The 21,043-nt window shown below is 67.2% G+C and carries 19 protein-coding genes and 1 pseudogene; 10 read left to right on the plus strand and 10 right to left on the minus strand.

Annotated features, from left to right (window positions below; all coding sequences use genetic code 11):
• Positions 1-225 precede the first annotated feature (225 nt).
• Positions 226-399, minus strand: coding sequence for a DUF3562 domain-containing protein (locus tag E4O92_RS25525; RefSeq protein ID WP_370660022.1), 174 nt, complete (start codon positions 397-399; stop codon positions 226-228).
• On the opposite strand from E4O92_RS25525, the gene E4O92_RS25530 reads away from it, so the two are divergent.
• The 5 genes from E4O92_RS25530 to E4O92_RS25405 all read left to right on the plus strand — a co-directional run bounded on the left by E4O92_RS25530 (position 364) and on the right by E4O92_RS25405 (position 2,640).
• The gene (locus E4O92_RS25530) at positions 364-441 is read left to right on the plus strand and encodes a hypothetical protein (protein ID WP_370660023.1); all 78 of its coding nucleotides are present in this window, start codon (positions 364-366) and stop codon (positions 439-441) included. The genes E4O92_RS25525 and E4O92_RS25530 overlap by 36 nt on opposite strands.
• 237 nt (positions 442-678) lie before the next feature.
• Positions 679-1,017 (plus strand): DUF5132 domain-containing protein, encoded by a 339-nt coding sequence (locus E4O92_RS22490; protein ID WP_135191883.1) that lies wholly within the window; start codon positions 679-681, stop codon positions 1,015-1,017.
• Positions 1,014-1,538: a hypothetical protein gene (locus E4O92_RS22495; protein WP_135191884.1), complete on the plus strand. Its 525-nt coding sequence runs from the start codon at positions 1,014-1,016 to the stop codon at positions 1,536-1,538. Before E4O92_RS22490 ends, E4O92_RS22495 begins: the two co-directional genes overlap by 4 nt.
• 55 nt (positions 1,539-1,593) lie before the next feature.
• On the plus strand, positions 1,594-2,109 hold the full coding sequence (locus E4O92_RS22500; RefSeq protein ID WP_135191885.1) for a hypothetical protein: 516 nt from the start codon (positions 1,594-1,596) through the stop codon (positions 2,107-2,109).
• A gap of 147 nt (positions 2,110-2,256) precedes the next feature.
• Positions 2,257-2,640 (plus strand): HMA2 domain-containing protein, encoded by a 384-nt coding sequence (locus tag E4O92_RS25405; protein WP_307721761.1) that lies wholly within the window; start codon positions 2,257-2,259, stop codon positions 2,638-2,640.
• Between the two features lie 20 nt (positions 2,641-2,660).
• Here E4O92_RS25405 and E4O92_RS22505 read toward each other — a convergent pair.
• The 3 genes and pseudogenes from E4O92_RS22505 to E4O92_RS22515 form a co-directional block, all read right to left on the minus strand.
• Positions 2,661-5,561 (minus strand): annotated as a pseudogene (locus tag E4O92_RS22505) (cation-translocating P-type ATPase); the annotation flags it as partial.
• 370 nt (positions 5,562-5,931) lie between these two features.
• A complete protein-coding gene (locus E4O92_RS22510; protein ID WP_135191887.1) occupies positions 5,932-6,360 on the minus strand; it encodes a hypothetical protein in 429 nt (142 codons plus the stop codon).
• An 11-nt stretch (positions 6,361-6,371) separates the two neighbouring features.
• Entirely contained in the window at positions 6,372-6,863 is a 492-nt protein-coding gene (locus E4O92_RS22515) for an Hcp family type VI secretion system effector (RefSeq protein ID WP_135191888.1), read from the minus strand.
• A gap of 192 nt (positions 6,864-7,055) precedes the next feature.
• On the opposite strand from E4O92_RS22515, the gene E4O92_RS22520 reads away from it, so the two are divergent.
• Both E4O92_RS22520 and E4O92_RS22525 read left to right on the plus strand, forming a co-directional pair.
• On the plus strand, positions 7,056-9,503 hold the full coding sequence (locus E4O92_RS22520) for a heavy metal translocating P-type ATPase (protein WP_135191889.1): 2,448 nt from the start codon (positions 7,056-7,058) through the stop codon (positions 9,501-9,503).
• Positions 9,504-9,808: 305 nt separating this feature from the next.
• Positions 9,809-10,171 carry a hypothetical protein gene (locus E4O92_RS22525; protein ID WP_135191890.1) on the plus strand — a complete coding sequence of 121 codons (363 nt, stop codon included), beginning with the start codon at positions 9,809-9,811 and terminating at the stop codon, positions 10,169-10,171.
• A gap of 1 nt (position 10,172) precedes the next feature.
• Here E4O92_RS22525 and E4O92_RS22530 read toward each other — a convergent pair whose 3' ends face one another.
• Positions 10,173-11,123, minus strand: coding sequence for a cation diffusion facilitator family transporter (locus E4O92_RS22530; protein ID WP_135191891.1), 951 nt, complete (start codon positions 11,121-11,123; stop codon positions 10,173-10,175).
• A gap of 87 nt (positions 11,124-11,210) precedes the next feature.
• Here E4O92_RS22530 and E4O92_RS22535 point away from each other — a divergent pair, with 87 nt between their 5' ends.
• Positions 11,211-13,892, plus strand: coding sequence for a bifunctional acetate--CoA ligase family protein/GNAT family N-acetyltransferase (locus E4O92_RS22535; RefSeq protein ID WP_135191892.1), 2,682 nt, complete (start codon positions 11,211-11,213; stop codon positions 13,890-13,892).
• Between the two features lie 196 nt (positions 13,893-14,088).
• Here the strand turns inward: E4O92_RS22535 and E4O92_RS22540 are convergent, their stop codons facing one another.
• The 3 genes from E4O92_RS22540 to E4O92_RS22545 all read right to left on the minus strand — a co-directional run bounded on the left by E4O92_RS22540 (position 14,089) and on the right by E4O92_RS22545 (position 16,281).
• Positions 14,089-15,336 (minus strand): DEAD/DEAH box helicase, encoded by a 1,248-nt coding sequence (locus E4O92_RS22540; RefSeq protein ID WP_135191893.1) that lies wholly within the window; start codon positions 15,334-15,336, stop codon positions 14,089-14,091.
• A gap of 94 nt (positions 15,337-15,430) precedes the next feature.
• Complete coding sequence (locus tag E4O92_RS25365) at positions 15,431-15,553, minus strand: hypothetical protein (RefSeq protein WP_267873798.1); 123 nt, start codon at positions 15,551-15,553, stop codon at positions 15,431-15,433.
• Positions 15,554-15,606: 53 nt separating this feature from the next.
• Positions 15,607-16,281 (minus strand): hypothetical protein, encoded by a 675-nt coding sequence (locus E4O92_RS22545; RefSeq protein ID WP_135191894.1) that lies wholly within the window; start codon positions 16,279-16,281, stop codon positions 15,607-15,609.
• Between the two features lie 214 nt (positions 16,282-16,495).
• Here E4O92_RS22545 and E4O92_RS22550 point away from each other — a divergent pair, with 214 nt between their 5' ends.
• Together E4O92_RS22550 and E4O92_RS22555 are read left to right on the plus strand one after the other, a co-directional pair.
• Entirely contained in the window at positions 16,496-16,954 is a 459-nt protein-coding gene (locus E4O92_RS22550) for a hypothetical protein (protein ID WP_135191895.1), read from the plus strand.
• An 86-nt stretch (positions 16,955-17,040) separates the two neighbouring features.
• Positions 17,041-18,345 (plus strand): NAD(P)/FAD-dependent oxidoreductase, encoded by a 1,305-nt coding sequence (locus E4O92_RS22555; protein WP_135191896.1) that lies wholly within the window; start codon positions 17,041-17,043, stop codon positions 18,343-18,345.
• 187 nt (positions 18,346-18,532) lie between these two features.
• Here E4O92_RS22555 and E4O92_RS22560 read toward each other — a convergent pair whose 3' ends face one another.
• Positions 18,533-19,252, minus strand: a complete 720-nt coding sequence (locus tag E4O92_RS22560) for a sensor histidine kinase (protein ID WP_135191897.1) — start codon at positions 19,250-19,252, stop codon at positions 18,533-18,535.
• Between the two features lie 102 nt (positions 19,253-19,354).
• Positions 19,355-20,971, minus strand: a complete 1,617-nt coding sequence (locus E4O92_RS22565; protein WP_135191898.1) for a response regulator — start codon at positions 20,969-20,971, stop codon at positions 19,355-19,357.
• Positions 20,972-21,043 lie beyond the last annotated feature (72 nt).

The following is a 21,043-nucleotide window of genomic DNA, read 5'->3' on the forward strand; positions in this document are numbered from 1 at the left end:
GCGCCGGGGTGGCACGCTCTGCAATGACCGTTAGGGTGCGCACCCGTGCGCACGCTGTACGGCGGCGCAAAGTTTGCACGTCGTCCCCCGCGCGCGGGGACCCATGCTGAACGTCATTTCACGCGCAGCATGGATTCCCGCCAAGGGGGGCGCCGAGCCCGGGAACGACGATTTCGGGGCTAACTATTATTGAGTCTACAACCCACTGCAATTGCCCGATGTGAGCTACCCCCCGTGCCCCGATCTCAACAGCGACCGTACCCGCTTCGCGGTCAGCACCGGCAGGTAATCGGCCACGACTGCCATCCGGGCCAGGCGCGTCAGTTCGGCGCAATACAGCATGGCCACGTGCTCGGGCGGATGATGCAGCTGGGCAGCCAGGTCCAGGATTTCGGAGATGTGGGCGTCGAGGGTGGCGGCTGGTGTCAGCGGCCCCTGTAATGCGGCCGACTGCTCCAGGCCGCGCATGCAGCTCACTGCGTAGGGGAATTGTTCCAGTATCAGGCTCATGCTGCCCTCCGCGCTGGCCAATCGCCTGCTGTAGACGCCCGGGCGCGCCGAATGTTCCGCGCCTGCGGTTCGAGCGCATCAATTGCGCCATGGGCTGAGCCGGCCGCTGTGGGGGAACGTGGCCGCGCAGGGGGTGTCAAAGCGATCATCAACGCCGAGGAGCCATGCATGGATATTCTCAAGAGTAACGTGATCGTCGGGGTCAGCGCGGCGCTTGCCGCCACTGTCCTGGTCCCGGTTCTGTTGCCGGTGGTGGTCACCGTCGGCCGGCCGGTGGCCAAATCGCTGCTCAAGGGCGGCCTGATGTTGTACGAGAAAGGGCGCGAGGCAGTGGCGGTGGCCGGCGAATCGGTCGAGGACATGATGGCCGAGATCCGCGCCGAGCAGGCCGGCCAGGGCGCACCCGCACCCGAGGGGCAGGCGGCGGCCGGTACCGTGGCGCCGCACGCCCAGCCTGACCAGGCCGACCGCGGCCCGCGGCCGCGCCCGGGCATGGCTGCCATATGACCATCCACGCCCATGTCGCCCATACGGTGCCGGGACGGGTGCGGTTGCGCCTGCCTGAGCATCGCGGCGACGAGGAGCTGTTCGGGCGCCTGGAACAGGAGTTGCTCGAAAGCGGGCAATTCGGGGCAGTGAGTGCCAATCCTGCCACGGCCAGCCTGGTGCTTGAATTCACGGGCACGCTCAAACAGGCCCTCGCCGTGCTGGCCGACCGGTTCCAGATGGAGGTAAAGCCCCCGCCGGCCGCGCCGCCGGCCGCGCGGGCGAGCGCGCCCTTCGATCCGCTGCGGCTGGTAACCGGACGCGATATCGATCCGATGCTCGTGGCCGGCGTGGCGTTCGGCGCGATCGGGGTGGTGCAGGCCTTTCGGGGCGCCATCCTGGTGCCGGCCATGAGCGCATTCTGGTATGCATTCAATGCATTCCGGCTGGCCAGCGAGCCGAATCGCCGTGGAGCGGCCGACGAGGTCGAAGCGCTGGCCGAGACGGTGGGCGAGGCAGCGGGCGAGGCCGGTGCCGATTGATTGACAACGGCGTGCGGCGGGCCGCGCGCCAAACATATTGTTAGTGGAGGTTGAAATGGCTGATCCCAGACACAGAGAAGGTTCTTACCAACAGCATGCGCCCAGCGGAGCGGGCGGTCCCGGCGCGCCGCAGCCGGAATTCCACGCCGAACCACCGCACGTGACACAGGGGACGCAGGGAGCGCACGGCGGCACCGCGGCAGGGGAGATTCACGGTGGCGCGATGGAGAGCGGCCAACACATGCTGCGCGGGGCGATTGGCGCCACCGAAGATGTGGGCACCGGCCTGGTCGGTGGCGTGTCCCACATCGCCACCGACCTGGTGCACGGCGTGACCGACCTGGGCTATGAGGTGCGCAACGGCGCCACCGGCCTGATCGGCGCGGTGGGCGACATCGGCAGCGCCGCGGTCACCACCGTGACCCACCTGCTGGTGGACGTGGTCGGCGGCGTGCGGCAGGTGGTGTCGGCCGCGGTGGGCGAGCACCGCGAGACCACCAGCCGTGGGCACGAATACGGCACGACGGGCCGGCAGCAGACGGGCGGTTCCGAGCAGGGGCCGCATATCTGAGGCGTTGTTATCAATCACCGCAGCGCTGGCAGGAACGGGTGTTGTCGTACCTGCAGCGCTGCAACGTGCTGATATGCCGTGCACGGTTTGTGTGTCACACTCCTGTCATTTTTGGGCGCTAGTCTCTCGCGCATGACAGGAGCCGCCATGACCTCACTTCCCAAACAATATCCCGGACGCCTGAGGCTGCGCTTCCCGCAACTGCGGGGGGCGCCGCTGGCAGCGGCCGAAGTGGCAGCGTCGCTGCGCCAGGTTACTGGCGTGGTGGCGGTCGAGGCCAGCCCGCTGACTGGCAGCCTGCTGGTGAGCTACCGGATCGACGGCAGGGCCGAAGCGCGCCTGCTGCCGGCGCTGCGCCAGGTGCTGGAGCGGCATGGTCTGTCGTGCCACCACGAGCGCGCGCCGCGTCACGGCGCGGGCCGGGCCGCACCCGCACCCGGCATCGACGCGCTGGCGGCCAAACTGACCGGCGCGGTGGTCGACAAGCTGGTCGAACGTTCCGCTTTGGCCTTGGTCGCCGCGCTGCTGTAAGGCTTGGCGCGCGCGTTCACCAGCAGCGGCACCAGCGCGCCCGCCGCGATCGCCAGCAGGTCCGGGCTGCTTAACGCCGTCAATCCCAGGCGGCGCCGCAGGCCGGGCAGCAGGTGGACCGCGCCCTGCAGCAGGCTTGACGCCACGATAGCGGCCGTGAGCAAGGGATTGGGCGGCAGATCCGCGGCAAACGGAGATTGGTGTTCGGAGCGGCAGAACAGTGCATGCGCCAGCTGGCTCAGCACGAGCGTATCGAAGCCGACCGTGCGCGCGCGCTCGCCGCTGCCATAGCGCAGCAGCCCATAGGCGTAGGAAGACAGGGTGCCGCCGGCGATCACCCCGGCCTCGCGCGCGTAGCGCAGCATGTCCGCATTGCCGACCAGGTTGGCGCGCGGGTCGCGCGGCGGGCGTTGCATCACGTCCTGCTCGGCCGGTTCCTCGGTCAGGGCGATCGCCGGCAGCACATCCGTCAACAGATTTAGCCACAGCAATTGCAGCGAGGTCAGGGGCGATTCCCCGCGCCAGGCGACCGCGCCCAGCACGACCAAAATTTCGGAGAGGTTCGACGACACGAGGAAGTGCACCGACTTGCGGATGTTGTCCGAAATCGTGCGCCCCAGCGCCACCGCGTCGAGCAAGGAGTCCAGCCGGTCGTGCTTGAGGGCCACGTCCGCCACCGACAGCGCCATGTCGGTGCCGCTGCCCATCGCGATGCCCACGTCCGCCGCGCGCAAGGCCGGGCTGTCGTTGATGCCGTCGCCGGTCATGGCCACCGTCGCGCCCGCTGCCTGCATCGCCTTGACGATGCGCAGCTTGTCGGACGGCGTGACGCGCGAAAAGATGTTCGCCTGGTTCACTGCCTGGCCCAGCAGCTCGGGCGGCATGCGGTCGAGCGCGTCGGAATTGATGACCTTGAGCTCGCCACCGTCGTTCAGGCGCAGCGCCTTGCCGATCTGGTAGGCCGTGCCGGCCTGGTCGCCGGTGAGCATCGTGGTGCGGATCCCCGCTTCGTGGAAGCGTTCGATCGTGCGCGCGGCGCCGGGCCGCAAGGGATCGGCCAGCCCGACCAGTCCGAGCCAGGTCAGGGGCGGCACGCCATCCTGTTCTGGCGCATGTTCCGGCGAAACTTCCGCGTAAGCAAAGCCGAGCACGCGCAGCCGCTCGGCCGACATCTGGCCGTTCTGGAAGAGGATCCGTTCCCGGGCCTCGGCGTCGCAGGCGCATACCTGCCCGTCCTGCACGTAGTGGTCGCACAGGGCCAGCAGGTCGGCCGGGCTGCCCTTGGCGGCCACCAGGCGCCGGCGCGGATCGGGCGTGGCATGGGTGGTGTACATGTAATTGCGGCCCTCGGCGCGCAGTTCGCTGCCCAGCAGCGGATACTCCCGGCGCAGCCGGCCCGGCTGCAGGCCGGCCCGGCGCGCCAGCTCCAGCAGCGCGCGCTCGGTGGCCGAGCTTTGCAGGGGCGATTCGGCCGAGGCCTCATGCGTGCCGGCCTCGTTGCACAACACGCATACCTGTAGCAGGCGGTCCAGTTCCTTGCGGCCGGTGATCGCGTCCTGCCCCGGCACGAACTGCTGGCGCACGGTGCGGATCGCCACCGCCGACATCTGGTTCATCGTCAGCGTCCCGGTCTTGTCCAGGCAGATGGCGGAGATGCTGCCGATGGTCTCCACCGCATGCAGGCGGCGGATCAGGACCTGGCGCGCGCGCATCTGGCGCAGCCCGCGCGCCAGCGACGTGGTCGCGACCGCGGGCAAGCCTTCGGGCACCGCGGCGACCGCCAGCGCGATCACCGACCGGAACAAGGCGCCCCCGGCCTGGCGGCGCAGCAGGCCGATGGCCAGCACGCCGCCGCACAGGGCGGTGCTGACGGCGACCAGCTGGTTGCCCAGCCGGTCCAGCTGCAATTGGACCGGAGTCAGCGGACGTTCGGTCGAGCGGGTCAGGGCCTCGATCGCGCCGGCCTCGGTGTGGCCGCCGGTGCCGACCACCAGGCCGCGCCCGGTCCCGGACGCCACCGCGGTGCCGCGATAGGCCATGTTGTCGCGCTCGGCCAGCGGCACGTCCGCCGGCAGCGCCGCAACGTTCTTGGTCACCGGCAGGCTCTCGCCGGTCAGGGCGGATTCGTCGATCCGCAGGCCGCTGGCCTGCAACAGGCGCAGGTCGGCCGCGACCCGCGTGCCCGGCGCCAGCACCAGGATATCGCCCGGGACCACGTGCGAGGACAGGATCAGCATGACCATGCCGTCGCGCAGCACGAGCACCCGGTCATCGACCAGCTCCGACAGCGAGGTGATGGTGGCCTCGGCCTGGCGCTCGGTCACGAAGCCGATCGCGGCATTGAGCACCAGCACGGCGCCGATCGCGACGGTCTCGGCCAGCGCGCCCGTCAGCAGCGACACCACGGCGGACAAGGCCAAGAGGACAACCGGCGTGTTCTGGAACTGGCTGAGCAGGATTTCGAACGAGGAGCGCTGGCGCGGCGGCAGCACAATGTTCTTGCCGTGACGTAGCCGCTGTTCGGCTTCCGCTGCCGACAGCCCGCGCCGCGCCGAGCTCGTGTAGGAGGCGAGCGCCTCGTTTGCGTCGAGCAAATGCCAGGGCGGATACAGGGTACGGTTCGACATGGCCGGCTTGGCCTGCGGTATCACCCGCGGCGGCGCCGGTGGGTCGTCGTCGGCCGCCGGCGGCACGGCCAGACCCAGCTCCCGCAGCAAGGTGTCGGCCGGGACAGCGGGCCGGAACAGCAACAGCACCCGCCCGGTAAGCGCACTGGCGACGACCTCGGTCACCGCCGGGTGCCGGGCCAGTTGCGCTTCCAGCCGGCGCTTCATGCGCTCGCTATGGTAGAGGCCGGCAATTGCAATCCTGAGCCGGCCGGGCGCCCGGGCGATCACGCTCGCATTGGCAAACTGGTCCATAAATCTCCTGGCCTGGGGGCGCCGGTTCGGAACTGTGCCGGGCCGCGCATTATTCCAGTCAGACGCGCCGCCAGCGGCGAAGTTCAGGCTGTCCGCGCGGGGCGCCTGACACGGCTAAAAAAAACCGACCTCAGCACACAGAATTCCTGACACCTCCGAGCGCCCTCGTCATTTCTGCTACTCCCCTAACCGTACTAGCGGGGTCTCCATAGCCTCAACACCAGTGCTGTGAGGACTGCCGAGCCGATGAACGAGCCAACGATGAGGCCATACGCTATGTCGAGATTCATGCCCGGACCAAAAATGATGATCGAAGCCCAGACAAGTACAGCTATCAACAAGGCGGTTACGAGTGAAATGAATGTGATTTTCATCCGAATCGCTCCGCAATAGGACAATTGAAATACTGCCCGGCGTTACTACCGCCTGCTCGCACTACTTCTTCCTCAAAGGAAGTGCAGTTATGAACCACAGCCCCCCATATCCACGGCTTTTCTATCAGTTCGTGCAACTTTTCATGAGCACCTTTAGGGTTAGGAAGCTTGATAGGCGAGCGACGAATCTCACGCTTGCCGTTTTCTTTCAAGTACCGCATATAGTTACTTTGAGGCATGAATTTGGGCAAATTATATGGGCCAGAGATGTGGACATACCAACTCCAGCTTTTACCGATGTGTAGTAGCGTATGGCCGCATGGGTTCACCTTATGGCCCGACACGATGACGGCACATACGTGCTGGAAGTCAGATAGTTCAAGCGGGCAGACAAGCATTGCTGCGCCCTCGTAAGGCTTGGACATATCGCCTCCGGTTAGCACACTTTCTGGGCTGAACAATCCCAGCCCCCGAGGGTGCTTCCCTCAGTGCCGCCCCGGATGCTTTGGCGCGTGTAGGCCCACTTAATTCTGGCATAGGCAATCTGGACCCGTTCGACGATGATCCCACCTTCACCGCTGTCAGGGGTGATGCTTGCAATAATCAGGTTTTCAAGTTCGATTTTGAAGTAGGGAATGGGCTTGCCGTCGCCGTCAGCCCGCAGGAACTCAAAAACCGCTTTCGGCAGGGTCTTCCCCGCTGCACAGGTTTGCAAGAGGACAGGGGAAGCCAAGTCAGCAAGCTTGGTGAAGTTGATGGGGTACAGGTCGGCTCGCCCGGTGGTATGGCCCCCTGCTGTTGATAGCACCCCGGCTCTGGGCTGGTGGACTGCGTACAGGACGTTATTCACTTCGATCCAGTTTCGGTGGCGCTCGTCCTCCGACTCGCCGTTGATGCCATCGATCTTCAGGTACGCGTCACTTGCCATTCTTGCCTCCGTCATAAGGTTGAATGGCAATTCTTGCCTGACTGCGTAGCGGGGACGTTGGCAACGGTCAGGAGGTCAAGCGAGGAAGATCAACGGGTAGATATTTGCACTGAGAAATATCCCAAAAAAATGCACTTGACCTTCCCATCGTTGGAAGCACTATCCTGCGTGTATGGGAACAAGGAGAAGGACATGGAAAGCGGTTTGAAAGAGGAAAGGGCAGCCGTGCAGATGAACTTTGACATCGCCGGCATGACCTGCGCCTCGTGCGTGGCGCGCGTGGAAAAGGCGCTCAAGACGGTGCCCGGCGTGCTCGACGCGACGGTCAACCTGGCCACCGAGAAGGCATCGGTCAGCGGCACAACGGCGCTCGACGCGCAGGCCGTGATTGCCGCCGTGCAGCGCGCCGGTTATGAAGCGAGCAAGGCCGGTGCCCAGCGGCGTGCCCCGGCGCTGCCCTCATGGTGGCCGGTCGCGCTGTCGGTCCTGTTGTCATTGCCGCTGGTCGCGCCGATGGTCGCCGAGCTGTTCGGGCTCGACTGGACGCTGCCCGGCTGGCTGCAGATGGCGCTGGCGACCCCGGTCCAGTTCTGGCTCGGCGCGCGTTTCTACAAGGCCGGCTGGAAGGCGCTGCGCGCATTCTCCGGCAACATGGACCTGCTGGTCGCGATCGGCACCAGCGCGGCGTATGGCATGTCGGTGTACCTGTTGTGGCTGCATTGGGGCCACGGCATGGATCATTTGTATTTCGAGTCGTCCGCGGTTGTGATTACGCTGGTGCTGCTCGGCAAGTGGCTCGAGAGCCGGGCCAAGCACCGTACGGTGGAGGCGATCCGCGCGCTCGAGGCGCTGCGCGTAACCGAGGCACTGGTGCGCCGGGACGGGCGCGAGATTTCGCTGCCGCTCGAACGGCTGCGCGTGGGCGACGTGATGGTGGTTCGTCCCGGCGCGCGCGTGCCGGCCGACGGCAAGGTGGTGGAAGGCAGCAGTCACCTCGACGAGTCGCTGTTGACCGGCGAGAGCCTGCCGGTCAGCAAGCGCGCCGGCGATCGCGTGACCGGCGGCGCCGTCAATATCAACGGGCTGCTGCTGGTCGAGGCCACCGCCGTCGGCGCGGCGACGATGCTGTCGCGGATTATCCAGTTGGTCGAGGACGCGCAAGCGGTCAAGGCGCCGATCCAGCGCCTGGTGGACCGGGTCAGCGCGTTCTTCGTGCCGGTGGTGCTGCTGCTCTCGCTCATCACGCTGCTCGCCTGGGGCCTCACCAGCGGCGACTGGCAGCAGGCGCTGCTCAATGCGGTGGCGGTGCAGGTGATCGCCTGCCCGTGCGCGCTCGGGCTGGCCACGCCGACCGCGATCATGGTCGGCACCGGCATCGCCGCGCGCCATGGCATTTTGATCAAGGACGCGCAGGCGCTCGAGACCGCGCACGCAGTCGGCGTGGTCGTGTTCGACAAGACCGGCACGCTCACCGAAGGCAAGCCGGAGCTGCTCGCAGTGGAAGGGCAGGCGCCGCGCAAGGTGCTGGAACTGGCAGCGGCGGTGCAGCAGTACAGCGAGCACCCGCTGGCCAGGGCAGTGATGGCGGCAGCGCGCGCCAAGGATCTCAACCCGCCAGCGGCAACCAACGCCGCGGCGCTGCCGGGGCGCGGCGTGAAGGCCGACGTCGCGGGCGCCACGGTCTGCCTCGGCAACCTGCGCCTGATGCAGGAACTGGGCGCGGCCGCCGGCGCTCTCGTACGCACGGCGCAAGAGCACGAAGCGAAAGGGCGCACGGTCTCGTGGCTGGCGGTGCAGACTGGCGGCGAATGGCGGGTCGAAGGCCTGCTGGCGTTCGGCGACCGCGTCAAGCCCTCGGCAAACAGCGCGGTACAGCGCCTGGCCGAAATGGGCGTACGCTCCATGATGCTCACGGGCGACAACCAGGGCAGCGCGCGGGCGGTGGCCGAGGCGATCGGCATCGCCAACTTCGTGGCCGAGGTGCTCCCGGGTGAAAAGGCCAGGGTTGTCACCGACACGATGCATTCAGGCGCCAGGGTCGCGATGGTCGGCGATGGCATCAACGACGCGCCGGCGCTGGCGGCGGCCGACGTTGGCATTGCGATGGCGAGCGGCACCGAGGTCGCGATGCAAACCGCCGGCATCACCTTGATGCGCTCCGACCCGGCGCTGGTGGCCGATGCCATCGATATCTCGAACCGGACCTATCGCAAGATCCGCCAGAATCTTGGCTGGGCATTCGTGTATAACGTGGTCGGGATTCCGCTGGCGGCCTTCGGGCTGCTCAACCCGATGCTTGCCGGCGCCGCGATGGCGTTAAGTTCGGTGAGCGTCGTCACCAACGCGCTGCTGCTGCGGCGCTGGGCGCCTTCTGGGGCGCACCTTGTAACAACCGAAGGGACCGAGGCGGTCCCGGCAACTGGAGAAAAAACAATGTATGAACTTACCGTAGAAGGCATGAGCTGCGGCCACTGTGTGGGCCGCGTTACCAAGTCGGTGCAGGACGTGGACCGGGAAGCAAGCGTGACGGTGGACCTGCCGACCAAAAAGGTGCGCATTGACAGCAGCGCGGACCTGGACCGGATCGTCGCCGCGATCGACGGGGCGGGGTATCCGGTTACGGAGCGCAAGGCGGCGTAACAGCGTAGGGTGCGCACCCGTGCGCACGCGGTACGTGTGAATATCGTTGGCTCCTGCATTCGCACGCGATCACAATATATGGGCTTACGGCTACTGTTCGTATCCGCCGCCTTCGCGAACCGCGTGCGCACAGGTGCGCACCCTACGATCGCTTTGCGAACCGGAGGTGAATGGAGGAGCCAACGAAATACGAACGTACCGCGTGCGCACAGGTGCGCACCCTACGAGGCCCGCGAAAATTATTGCCTAAACGTACATACGTCTGCTAGCATGACCCCCTTTGCTTCGACGAAGGGTGAACCGCCATGGCATTCCTGACCGGGTTGTTGGCATCACGACGCAAAAAAAGCCGGGAGCGGCTGGTACGCCGAGCGGCGGAGGTGATCGAGCACGTGCTGCTCGACATCGGCGTCGACCGCTTCGTCAACGGCACGCTGCTGCTGGATAAGAAATTGCGGCTGCACTTCTTCGCCATGGAGCCGGCCCACGGCCCCGAGATCATCGCCTCGGTCCCTGTCTGCCAACTGGCCGAGGCGCGTATGCTGCGCCGGCTGGTCGACGATGTCGCCCAGGATACCGCGCCACCCAACCTGCATACCGGCTACCTGGTCCAGGGCCTGATGCGCGAGTTCAAGGCGCAGTCGCCGGCCGTCAGCCGCCTGTCCTAGTTCATCCGATCGCCGAGCGCAGCGCCCCCGCTTCGACATAGATGCGGCGGATCGCGGGGTATTGCGCGGCGACCTTGCGCTCGAGCTGGTCGATCGCCTGTTCCACCTCGTCGATGCGCATCCCCCGCGTAAAGCGCAGGGCCGCGATCAGCAGCACCTCGTCCGGCCCCAGCTGCATGGTCAGGAGCCGCCCCACCGAGGCGATGTTGGGGTCGGCCTCGAAGATCGCGCGCAGCCGGCGCGTCGCTTCGAATCCCATGCTCTCGCCCACCAGCAGGTGCCCGGTCTCGCGCGCCAGCGTGAGCGCGGCGCCCACCAGCAGCAGCCCGATCAGCATCGAGGCAATGGCGTCGAACCGGGGATCGCCGAACAGCAGGGCCACGCCAAGGCCGAGCGCAGCCACGAGCAACCCCAGCAGTGCCGCGGTATCCTCGATAAACACGGTAAAAACGGATGCGTCCTTGCTCGTGCGCACCGCCTGCCACAGGCTCATGCCCGGCCGGCGGTAGCGGTTCAGCGCGCGGCGCGACACGTTCCAGCTGTACAGCTCGAACCCGGCCGCGATCGCCAGCACCAGGTAGTTCCAGTAAGGGTCGCGCAGGGGCGCCGGATGGTGCAGCGCGTGCACCCCGTGGTAGATCGACAGCCCGCCGCCGAGCGAGAACACCGACAGCGCGACCACCAGCGCCCAGAAGTACAGCGCCTTGCCGTAGCCGAACGGGTGGTGCACGTCGGGCCGGCGCGCGCTCATTTTTTCGCCGATCAGCAGCAGCAACTCGTTGCCGGTATCGACCGTCGAGTGGATGCCCTCGGCCAGCATGACGGCGCTGCCGGACATCAGCGCAACGGCGAACTTGGCGGCGGCGATCCCGAGGTTTGCCAGGATCGCAGCATAGATGACCTTGCGCGAGCCGTCCTTGCCGTCTTGCCGCGCCGCATAGTCATCTTTCATGTCGCGATCCTTGGTACGCTTACGTGGCCAGTGTAGCCAAATCGTCATTTTTGCCATGCACGGCTGGTGTTCGCGACGAGGGAACGCATGAGTGTCAGGAACCTGCAGCATCTGTTGGCGCCGCGATCGGTGGCGCTGATCGGGGCGTCGGAGCGGCCGGGCAGTCTTGGCGCGACCCTGCTCGCGAATCTGGCCGGTGGCGGATTTCGCGGTGCGATCTACCCGGTCAATCCGCGCCACGAGCAGGTCGCGGGGCTTACGTGCTATCCGGGCCTGGCCAGCCTGCCGGAGGTGCCGGAACTGGCCGTGCTGGCGCTGCCCGCGCGCGCGGTGCCGGGCATCGTGCGTCAACTGGGCGAAATCGGCAACCGCGCGGCGATCGTGCCGGCCTTTGGCCTGTCGCTGGAGCGCGACGAATACGGCCGCACCCTGAAGCAGGCGATGCTCGACGCCGCCAATCCCTACCTGCTGCGCATCCTGGGGCCCAACAGCGCCGGCCTGCTGGCGCCGCCGCTCGGACTGAACGCGAGCATGGCGGCGAGCGGCGCGCTGCCGGGGCGGATCGCGTTCGTGTCGCAGTCGGGCGCTTTGATGACCGGGGTGCTGGACTGGGCGCGCTCGCGCGGGATCGGCTTTTCCAAGTTCATCGCGCTGGGCGAATCGGCCGACGTGGACGTGGGCGACGTGCTCGACTATCTTGCCACCGACGGCACGACCGCGGCGATCCTGCTGCATCTGGAGGGACTGCGCTATGCGCGCAAGTTCATGTCGGCGGCGCGCGCGGCGGCGCGCAGCAAGCCGACCGTGGTGCTCAAGTCGGGCCGCATCGCGGATGGGGCGTGCGCGTCAGCGCTGCGGGGCGGGGCGCTGGCCGGAGCGGACGACGTCTACGACGCGGCCATCCGGCGCGCCGGCATGCTGCGCGTGTTCACCACCGAGGAGCTGTTCGCGGCGGTCGAGATCCTGGCGCACGCGCGGCCACATGGCGGGGAGCGGCTGGCGATCGTCAGCAACGGCGCCGGCCCCGGCATGATGGCGGCCGATGCGCTCGTGTGCAACGGCGGGCAGCTGGCCCAGTTATCAAGCGAGACGGCCGAGCGCCTCGGCCGCACGCTGCCGGCCGGCTGGTCGCACGCGCACGTCGTCAACATTTTGTCCGACGCGCCACCCGAACGTTATCGCGACGTGCTCGCGGTGCTGCTCGAAGACCCGCAGGCCGACGCGGTGTTGCTGGTGCACGCACCGACCGCCGGCGTGGACAGCGTCGCGGTCGCCAGTGCGGTGGCGCCGCTGGCACGCGCGGCGGCGCGCAACGTGCTGTCGTGCTGGCTGGGCGGCGACACGGTCGCCCAGGCCCGCGCGCTCGCCTCAAGCGCCGACATTCCGAGCTTCGGCACGCCGGAAGACGCGGTGGACGGCTTCCTGCAGATCGTGCACTACCGCCAGAACCAGAACCTGCTGATGCAGGTGCCGCCGACCGTGCCGGACACCGAGGCGCCGAACCGCGGCGCGGCGCGCCAGCTGGTGCGTACCGCGCTGGCCGAGCGGCGCCACCTGCTGACCGATCCACAAGCGCAGGCGATCCTCGATGCGTACGGCATCCCGCACGTGCGCACCCGCGCCGCCGCCAACGTTGAAGAGGCCGTATCGGCCGCGCAGCAGATCGGCTTCCCGGTGGCGGTCAAGATCCTGTCACCCAGCGTAATGCATAAGTCGGACGTCGGCGGCGTGGTGCTCGACCTGGACACGCCGGATGCGGTGCGCGCCGCGGCCGGGCGTATCCAGCGCCGGTTGGGCAGCGCGCGGCCGGATGCGCGCTTCGAAGGCTTCGTGGTGCAGGCGATGGCGCGCCGGCCCGAGGCGCACGAGCTGTTCGCGGGCGTGGTGCTGGACCCTGTGTTCGGCCCGGTGATCGTGTTCGGCCAGGGCGGGCTGGAGGCCGAGGCGATGGCCGACCACGCGGTGGCGCTGCCGCCCCTGAACGCGGTGCTCGCACGCGAGCTGGTGGGGCGCACGCGCGTGGCGCGCCTCTTGGCCGGCTACCGCAACCGTCCGCCGGCGAACATGGACGCGCTGCTGGCGGTGCTGGTGCAGGTATCCCGGCTGATTGAGGACATTCCGGAAATCGTGGAGCTGGACATGAATCCCCTGCTGGCCGACAGCAGCGGCGTGGTGGTGCTCGATGCGCGCATGCGGCTGGCGCTGGCCGACCAGTCGGGCAGCACCCTGGACCGGCTGGCGATCCGGCCCTATCCGCGCGAGCTGGAGCAGGTGGTACAGTGGCGCGGACAGCCGCTGATGCTGCGCCCGATCCGGCCGGAGGACGCGCCGGCCCACCTGGCCCTGTTCGCGGCGCTCACGCCGGACGACGTGCGTTACCGGATGTTCGTGCGGGTACGCGAGCTCTCACCGTCGCAGCTGGCGCGCTTTACCCAGATCGACTACGACCGCGAGATGGCCTTCATCGCCACCCGGCCGGGCGCGAACGGGCAGGACGAGACACTGGCGGTGGGGCGGGTGGTGCTGGACCCCGACAATGTGAGCGCGGAGTTCGCGATCACGGTGCGCTCGGATCTGAAAGGGCAGGCGCTGGGGCGCATGTTGATGGAAAAGCTGATCGCTTACTGCCGCAGTCGCGGCACGCGTGAGATCGTCGGCGAAGCGCTGCCGCAGAACGCGCGGGTGATCGCGCTGGTGCGCAAGCTGGGGTTCGAGGTGACGCCGGCGGGGGAGGAGGGGGTGCGGAAGCTGCGGTTGCAGTTGCGCTGAGGTTTGGGTTTTTCGCTGGCGCCCCGGAACCCCTGCGAACTTGTCGCGGCTAATGATGGATCGTAGGGTGCGCACCTGTGCGCACGCGGTTCGCGAACGCGGCGTAGTGAAGCGGTAGCCGGCAGTCAGTACGCGGACGCAAACTCTGCGCAACCGTACCGCGTGCGCACAGGTGCGCACCCTACGATAGCCTAACCTAGCGCCGGAACCGCACGTCGACCGCCACCACCGGCGCATCGCCCTTCGGTTTCTTGGGCTTCTTCGGCTTTTTCAGCACCTCGCCTTTTGCATTGGTCTCAGGCACCCGGTGCTCCGGTTCGAACCCGGGTTCCTCGCGGCGCTCCAGCGCCTGCCTGGTCAGCGCTTCGATCGCGGCCAGTTGCGTCACCTCGTCCGCGGCGACCAGCGACACCGCTTCGCCCGACGCGCCGGCACGCCCGGTTCGTCCGGTCCGGTGCACGTAGTCCTCGGCCACGATCGGCAGGTCCAGGTTCACCACCACCGGCAGCTCTTCGATGTCGAGCCCGCGCGCGGCCACGTCGGTGGCGACCAGCACCTTCACTTCGCCCGCCTTGAAGCGCTCGAGCGCGCGCAGGCGCGCCGGCTGCGGCTTGTCGCCATGGATCGAATCGGCGGCGATGCGCTTGGCGGCCAGCAGGCTGCACAGTTCGTCCACGCCCTTGCGCGTCTTGGCGAACACCAGCACCTGGGGCCAGCCGTGGCGCCGCAGCAGGTGCAGGAACAGTTCGCTCTTGCGCTTTTTGTCGACCGGGACGATCCATTGGCGGATCGCCCTGACGGTGGTGTTGCGCGGCGCGGCGTCGATGCCGACGGGGGCGGTGAGCAGCCGGGCCGCCAGCGCGCGGATCGGGTCGGAGAAGGTTGCGGAAAACAGCAAGGTCTGGCGCTGCCTGGGCAGTGCGGCCAGCACGCTGTCCAGTTCGCGCGCAAATCCCAGGTCGAGCATGCGGTCGGCTTCGTCGAGCACCAGCGTGCGCACCTGATGGAACTTGACTGCGTTCTGGCGGTGCAGGTCGAGCAGGCGCCCGGGCGTGGCGACGATCAGGTCCACGCCGCGGCGCAGCTTCATCATTTGCGGATTGATGCTCACGCCGCCGTAGGCGACCATGGTGCGCAGTGGGAGGCCAGCGCCGTAGTCGCGCACGCTCTGGTGCACCTGCTCGGCCAGCTCGCGGGTGGGCACCAGGATCAGGGCGCGCGTCGAGTTGCTGGCCACCTGCTCGCCGTCCATGACCAGGCGCTGCAGCAGGGGCAGGGCGAAGCCGGCGGTCTTGCCGGTGCCGGTCTGGGCCGCGGCAAGCACGTCGCGCCCGGCCAGCACGGCCGGAATGGCCTGTTGCTGGACCGGGGTCGGGGTATGGTATTGCAGCGTTTCAAGGGTGCGCGTGATCTGGTCGATCAGGCCGAGGGAGGCAAACGACATGGGCAAGGCTGGTGGCTACGAAAAGGCGACAGTGTACCTTGCCCGTGCGGGCACAGGGAACTGCGCGGCCGCGCGGCGGGGCCAGAGCGCAAATCTACCGCGCCAGGCTGCTTGCCGGCGGCCCGGTGACCGGCTTGGGGCGCTCCTTGTCCTGGCAGCCGGCGGCCAGCAGACAGACGAGCACAAGCGCGGACAAGGCATAAAGGCGTGCTTTCATGCTGATTCCTCCAGGGTGGAAGTCATCATACCGAAAGCACGCGGAGATTGCTTTTAGAAGCGGTACGAAACACTCGCGCGCAGCACCGGGTAGACCTTGAGGGACGAAATGTCCTCGGCAAGGCGCGCCCGTTCTTCTTTCACGTTCGCGGCAACTTCCACGCACGTGGCGATGTCGGTGCCGCATTTTTCCGAGGCCAGGCTGACGTTGGGCCGGCCCTGGTAGTAGGCGCCGAGGTCGACGTTGAAGTTCCAGCGCTGGTCGCGCGCGAGGGCATTGCCCCAGCCGATGCCCAGGTAAGGCGCGGCCTTGCGGAAGTTGACACTGCCCGTAAGCTCGCCAATGTCGCTGGCCTCGTACTCGTCACCGTTGATGACGAACTTGCCTTGCGCGTTGGCGTGGGCGCTGGCATCGAAGCGGGTGTTGTTATAGATGATGCCGCCGGTCAGGTGGAAGCTGCTGCCTGGGCGCAGGTACCAGTCGAACAGGGCGTCGATCGTGTTCAGTTTGCCACTGATCGCGTAGTCGATCGAGTTTGAGGTGGTGGTGAAGTTGCGTTTGTAGCCGTTCACACCGAACCGGCCGTTCAGGTAGGTTTCCATCGGAACGACGATGTGGACGCCAGCACCGGTGGTGCCCAGGTCGGCGGTGACGCCGATGTCGGCATTGGCGTTGGCAGCGAACAGGAGACCGGCCGCGACGGCGAGCGCGCAGTGTTGCAGGGACATGATGACCTTTCAAAACGTGTAATTATGGGGCGCGATTGTATCTGTAGGGTAACAATTTGACGAGTGACCGTGCATTAACGAGGCCGGTGTCGCGCGAGCGCCACGCTGGTGCTTCTGATACAGATTGGAACAGGTGTAAATGTGTGTTTCAGCGTACAGAGCGGCGGAATGCACCTGCTAGAGTTGAGCAATCAACAGTTTCTTGAGGCAAGTTATGAAAAAGATGATCATTGGCCTGGCGCTGGCCGCCGCCGCCTTCCCCGTCCTGGCCCAGAGCAACGTCAGCATCAGCGTCGGCCAGCCCGGCTTCTACGGCCGCCTGGACATCGGCGGCTACGGCCCGCCGCCGGTGGTGTACACGCAGCCGGTCATCGTCCAGCAGCCTGCACGGTATTACGAGGCGGCGCCGGTCTACCTGCGGGTGCCGGAAGGGCACCGCAAGCACTGGTCGCGCTGGTGCGGCCACTACGGCGCCTGCGGCCAGCGCGTGCTGTTCGTGCGCGACGACTGGTACGTGAACACCTACGTGCCGCGCTATCGCGAGCAGCACTACCGCGTGGTCGAACGCCCGGTGTATCGCGACCGCGACGACTATGGCCGCGGCCGCGACGACCATGGCCGCGGCCGTGGGCATGGCGAGGGCCACGGTCACGGGCACGGCCGCCACGACTGACCCGGCGCCGGTATCCATTCCTGCGCTTGGTGTAAACTTGTCATGTTTGCCCGGCAGGACAACGGGCGCCACCAACGGAGGCAGGTTTGCAAGGCGGGATCGTTATCGTAGGAGGCGGTGCGGGCGGGCTTGAGTTGGCCTGCAAACTGGGGCGCAAACTGGGCCCGGCAAAGGTGGCGCTGGTCGACAGCCGGCTCTATCACATCTGGAAGCCGTCGCTGCACGAGGTGGCGGCGGGCACGCTGGACATCCACCAGGAGGGTCTGTCATACCAGATGCTGGGCCACGACAACGGCTTTACCTTCGTGTACGGCGCCATGACGGCGCTCGACGCGGCGGTCCGGCGGCTCACCGTCGCGCCGGTCACTGCAACGGCCGACAACGAGGAAGTCCTGCCCGAGCGCCACATCGAGTACGACTCGCTGGTCATTGCGGTTGGCAGCACCTCCAACTATTTCGGCGTGCCCGGCGCGCGCGAACATACGATTTCGCTGAACGGCACCGAGGACGCGGAACGCTTCCGGCTCAAGCTGCTGCGCCTTCTGGCCGGCGCGGAGCAGGAGGCGGAGGAGGGCGACCAGGCCGGGCTGGACGTGGTCATTATCGGCGGTGGCGCGACCGGGGTCGAACTGGCGGCCGAGCTGCGCGAGGCCTCTTCCGTGTACGCGGTCTACGGGTTCAATCACCTGCAGGTGCGGCGCGACGTGCGCATCACCCTGCTCGAAGGCGCGCCGCGCATCCTGGCGCCGCTGCCGGAGCGGGTGTCCGATGCCGCGCTGCGGCTCCTGAACAAGCGCGCGATCCGCGTCGTGACCGATTGCCGTGTCACCAAGATCGAAAAGGACAAGGTGATTGACGCCAAGGGCAACACCTACCATGCCAATCTGTGCGTGTGGGCGGCCGGCATCCGCGCGCCTGAATTCCTCGCGTCGCTCGGGCTGCCTACCAACGGGCGCAGCGGGCAGATCGAGGTCGACGACCACCTGCGCGTGAAGGGCGTGCCCAACGTGTATGCGCTGGGTGACTGCGCGGGGTGTGTCGATGCCAGCGGCCAGCCGGTGCCGCCACGCGCACAGGCGGCGCACCAGCAGGCCGACTACCTGTTCCACACCTTCATGCGCCAGGCCGCAGGCAAGCCGCCTTTGGCCAAGCCTTATGCCTACCGCGATTACGGTTCGCTAGTGTCGATCGGGCACCGCACCACGGTCGGCAGCCTGATGGGAGCGCTGCGCGGGTTTTCCTGGTTCGTCGAAGGGTTCCTGGCGCGCTTGATGTACCTGAGCCTGCACCTGCTGCACCACAAGGCGATTCTCGGACCGGTGCGCACGGCGGTGCTGGCGGTGGCCCGGTTCCTGATTCGCCGGACCACGCCGCTGGTCAAGCTGCACTAGTGTCCTGAATTGCAGATTCGTTCTATATCACCGCTGTAGGGTGTGCAGCTTCGCTGCGCACGCGGTCACGGCATGCTCGCTTGCGGCTGCCACTCCACTACGCCACGTTCGCGAACCGCGTGCGCACAGGTCCTCGGCGGCCCCGCGCCCCCTACGCCGCCGGTTTTAGCGGCAAATTGCACGCCGTTCAGGCAGGCGAGCCCTTGGGCAGGATCATGGTCAGCGCGGTGCCGCCCGAGTTGCCGGGGCCGAGGGTAAGTGTGCCGCCAAGCGCCCATGCGCGTGCCCGCAGCAGGCGCAGGCCGTGGCAGTTGATCGATTCCAGCCCAGCCGCGCCCGGGCCGACGCCGTTGTCGCGCACCGTCAGCATCAGGTGCTCGCCGTCGTCGTCGAGGATCACGTCCACTTCGCTCGCCTGCGCGTGCGCCACGACGTTGCGCAGGCCTTCTTCCACACAGCGCAGCAGCGCCACGCCGTGTGCGCGGGAGCATTCCACCTCCTCGTCGGGCAGGCTGAGGTGCACCGCCAACTGATGCTCGCGCTTGAAAGCCGCGATCACTTCCGACAGCGCCGCTTTCACGCCAAGGAATTCAAGCTTGTCGTTCCACAGCCCGATCTGCATCTTGCGGTTGGTCTCGATGACCGTGGTCAGAAGCTGCTTCATCTGGGCGGCGCGGTCGTGCAGCGCCTGGTTGTCCGCGGGGAGCTGGCGCGTCAGCAGGGCCAGGTGCATGGTGAGCGCGGTCATGGACGACCCCAGGCTGTCGTGCATCTGCCGTGCCAGTTGGCGCCGTTCGTCGTCCCAGCTCGCCATCAGGTGAGACAGCAGTTCGGACAGTTCGGCGGTGCGCGCGGCGACCTGCCGATCGAGCTCGGTCTCAGTGAGGGAGGGTGCCTTTGCGCTCATGAGGTCTTGGTTGAATATTTCCCAAATCATACAACAGTCTCGCCGCCGGCGGCGCGCACGCCGGGGACGCTGCCAAGTGTCAGGTGACGCCTGTCCGGTGCTTCATTCCTGGCTTGCCGGCTGGGCGCTGCGTTCGCCGAGGGCATCGAGCAGCAGTCGGATGTCGACTGGTTTGACCAGGTGCAGGTCGAAGCCGGCTTCGAGCACGCGCCGCTGGTCTTCGGCCAGCCCGTAGCCGGTCAGGGCGACCAGCCGGATGTTGCACGTGTCGGGCGCCTTGCGCAGGCGCCGCGCCACTTCGTAGCCGTCGATTCCGGGCAGGCCGATGTCCACCAGCGCCACGTCCGGCACGCGCGAGCTGGCCATCTGCACGCCCTCGATGCCGTCGGCGGCTTGCTGAACAGAATAGCCGTAGGTGGACAGCATGGTCGCCATCATCTCGCGCCCGTCCGCGTTGTCTTCAATGATCAGCACGTTCGGCTTGTTGACCGCGGCGGCCGGGGAACGCGCCTTTGTTTCCGCCGGCGGTTCGATCCGCGGCAGGCGGATCATGAATATGCTGCCGCTCTTGCCATCGCTTTCGGCGCTGACGCTCCCGCCGTGCAGTTCGACCAGCCGCCGGACCAGTGACAGGCCGATCCCCAGCCCGCCCTGTGAGCGGTCGAGCGAAATCGTCCCCTGCACGAACACTTCGAATACGTGCGGCAGCAGGTCGGGCGAAATGCCCACGCCCGAGTCGCGCACGGACAGCACCACTTCGGCGCCGACGGTGGCGATCCCGATGTCGACGCTGCCGCCCGGTGGCGTGTATTTGAGCGCGTTGTCGATCAGGTTCGAGGCGATCTGTTCGAGCCGGGTCGGGTCGCCGTCGACCCAGCCGGGCGCCAGATCCAGGTTGATGCGGTAGCCGGCGGTGCGCCCGGTGGCGCGGAAGGTGTCGAGCACGCCCGACACCAGGCTGCCCACCTCCAGTGGCTGGCGCGCCAGCAGGACCTTGCCCGACATCGTGCGCGACAGGTCGAGCAGGTCGTCGACGATGCGCGCCAGGTGCTGGCTCTGGCGTTGGATGATCAGGCGCGCGCGCCCGACGATCTCGGCGCCGGCGCCCGGCATGCCGATCAGCGAGGCGGCGCTGCTGATCGCCGACAGGGGGTTGCGCAGTTCGTGCCCGAGCATCGCCAGGAACTCGTCCTTGGCGTGGCTCTTGCGCTCGGCCGCGCGCCGCTCTTCCATCTCGCGCAGCAGGCGCTTGTTGCTGGCCGTGAGCTCGGCGGTGCGCTGGGTCAGCTTTTCGGCCTGGCGCTTGAGCTGGTCGTTCTTGTTGGCCAGCGCGACGAACACGGAGACCTTGGCGTGCAGGATCTGCGGGATCACCGGGGTGAACAGGAAATCGACGGCGCCGCGCTGGTAGGCTTTCAGGCGGTCGATCTCGTCGGCCAGGAAGGCGGTCACGAAAATGATCGGGATGTCGGCCGAGCGCGCGCGCTGGTGGATCGCCTCGGCGGTCTCGAAGCCGTCCATGCCGGGCATATTCACGTCGAGCAGGATCACCGCGAAGTCGTGCAGCAGCACCTGGCGCAGGGCTTCCTGGCCCGAGCGGGCGGCGATCACTGCGTAGCCTGTTTCCTCGGCCCACTGGTCGAGCAGGCTGGTCAATGCCAACAGGCTGGCTGGATCGTCGTTGACAACGAGAATTTTCGGTTTGTCGTTCTTAGGCACGTTAGTAGTGCTGCGTCGAATTGTCGCTGGTCGTCACGTGAAAAAGCATAGCAGAGAGAGCTATTTCACCAA

The organism is Massilia horti, from assembly GCF_004614195.1.
Lineage (GTDB): Bacteria > Pseudomonadota > Gammaproteobacteria > Burkholderiales > Burkholderiaceae_D > Telluria > Telluria horti.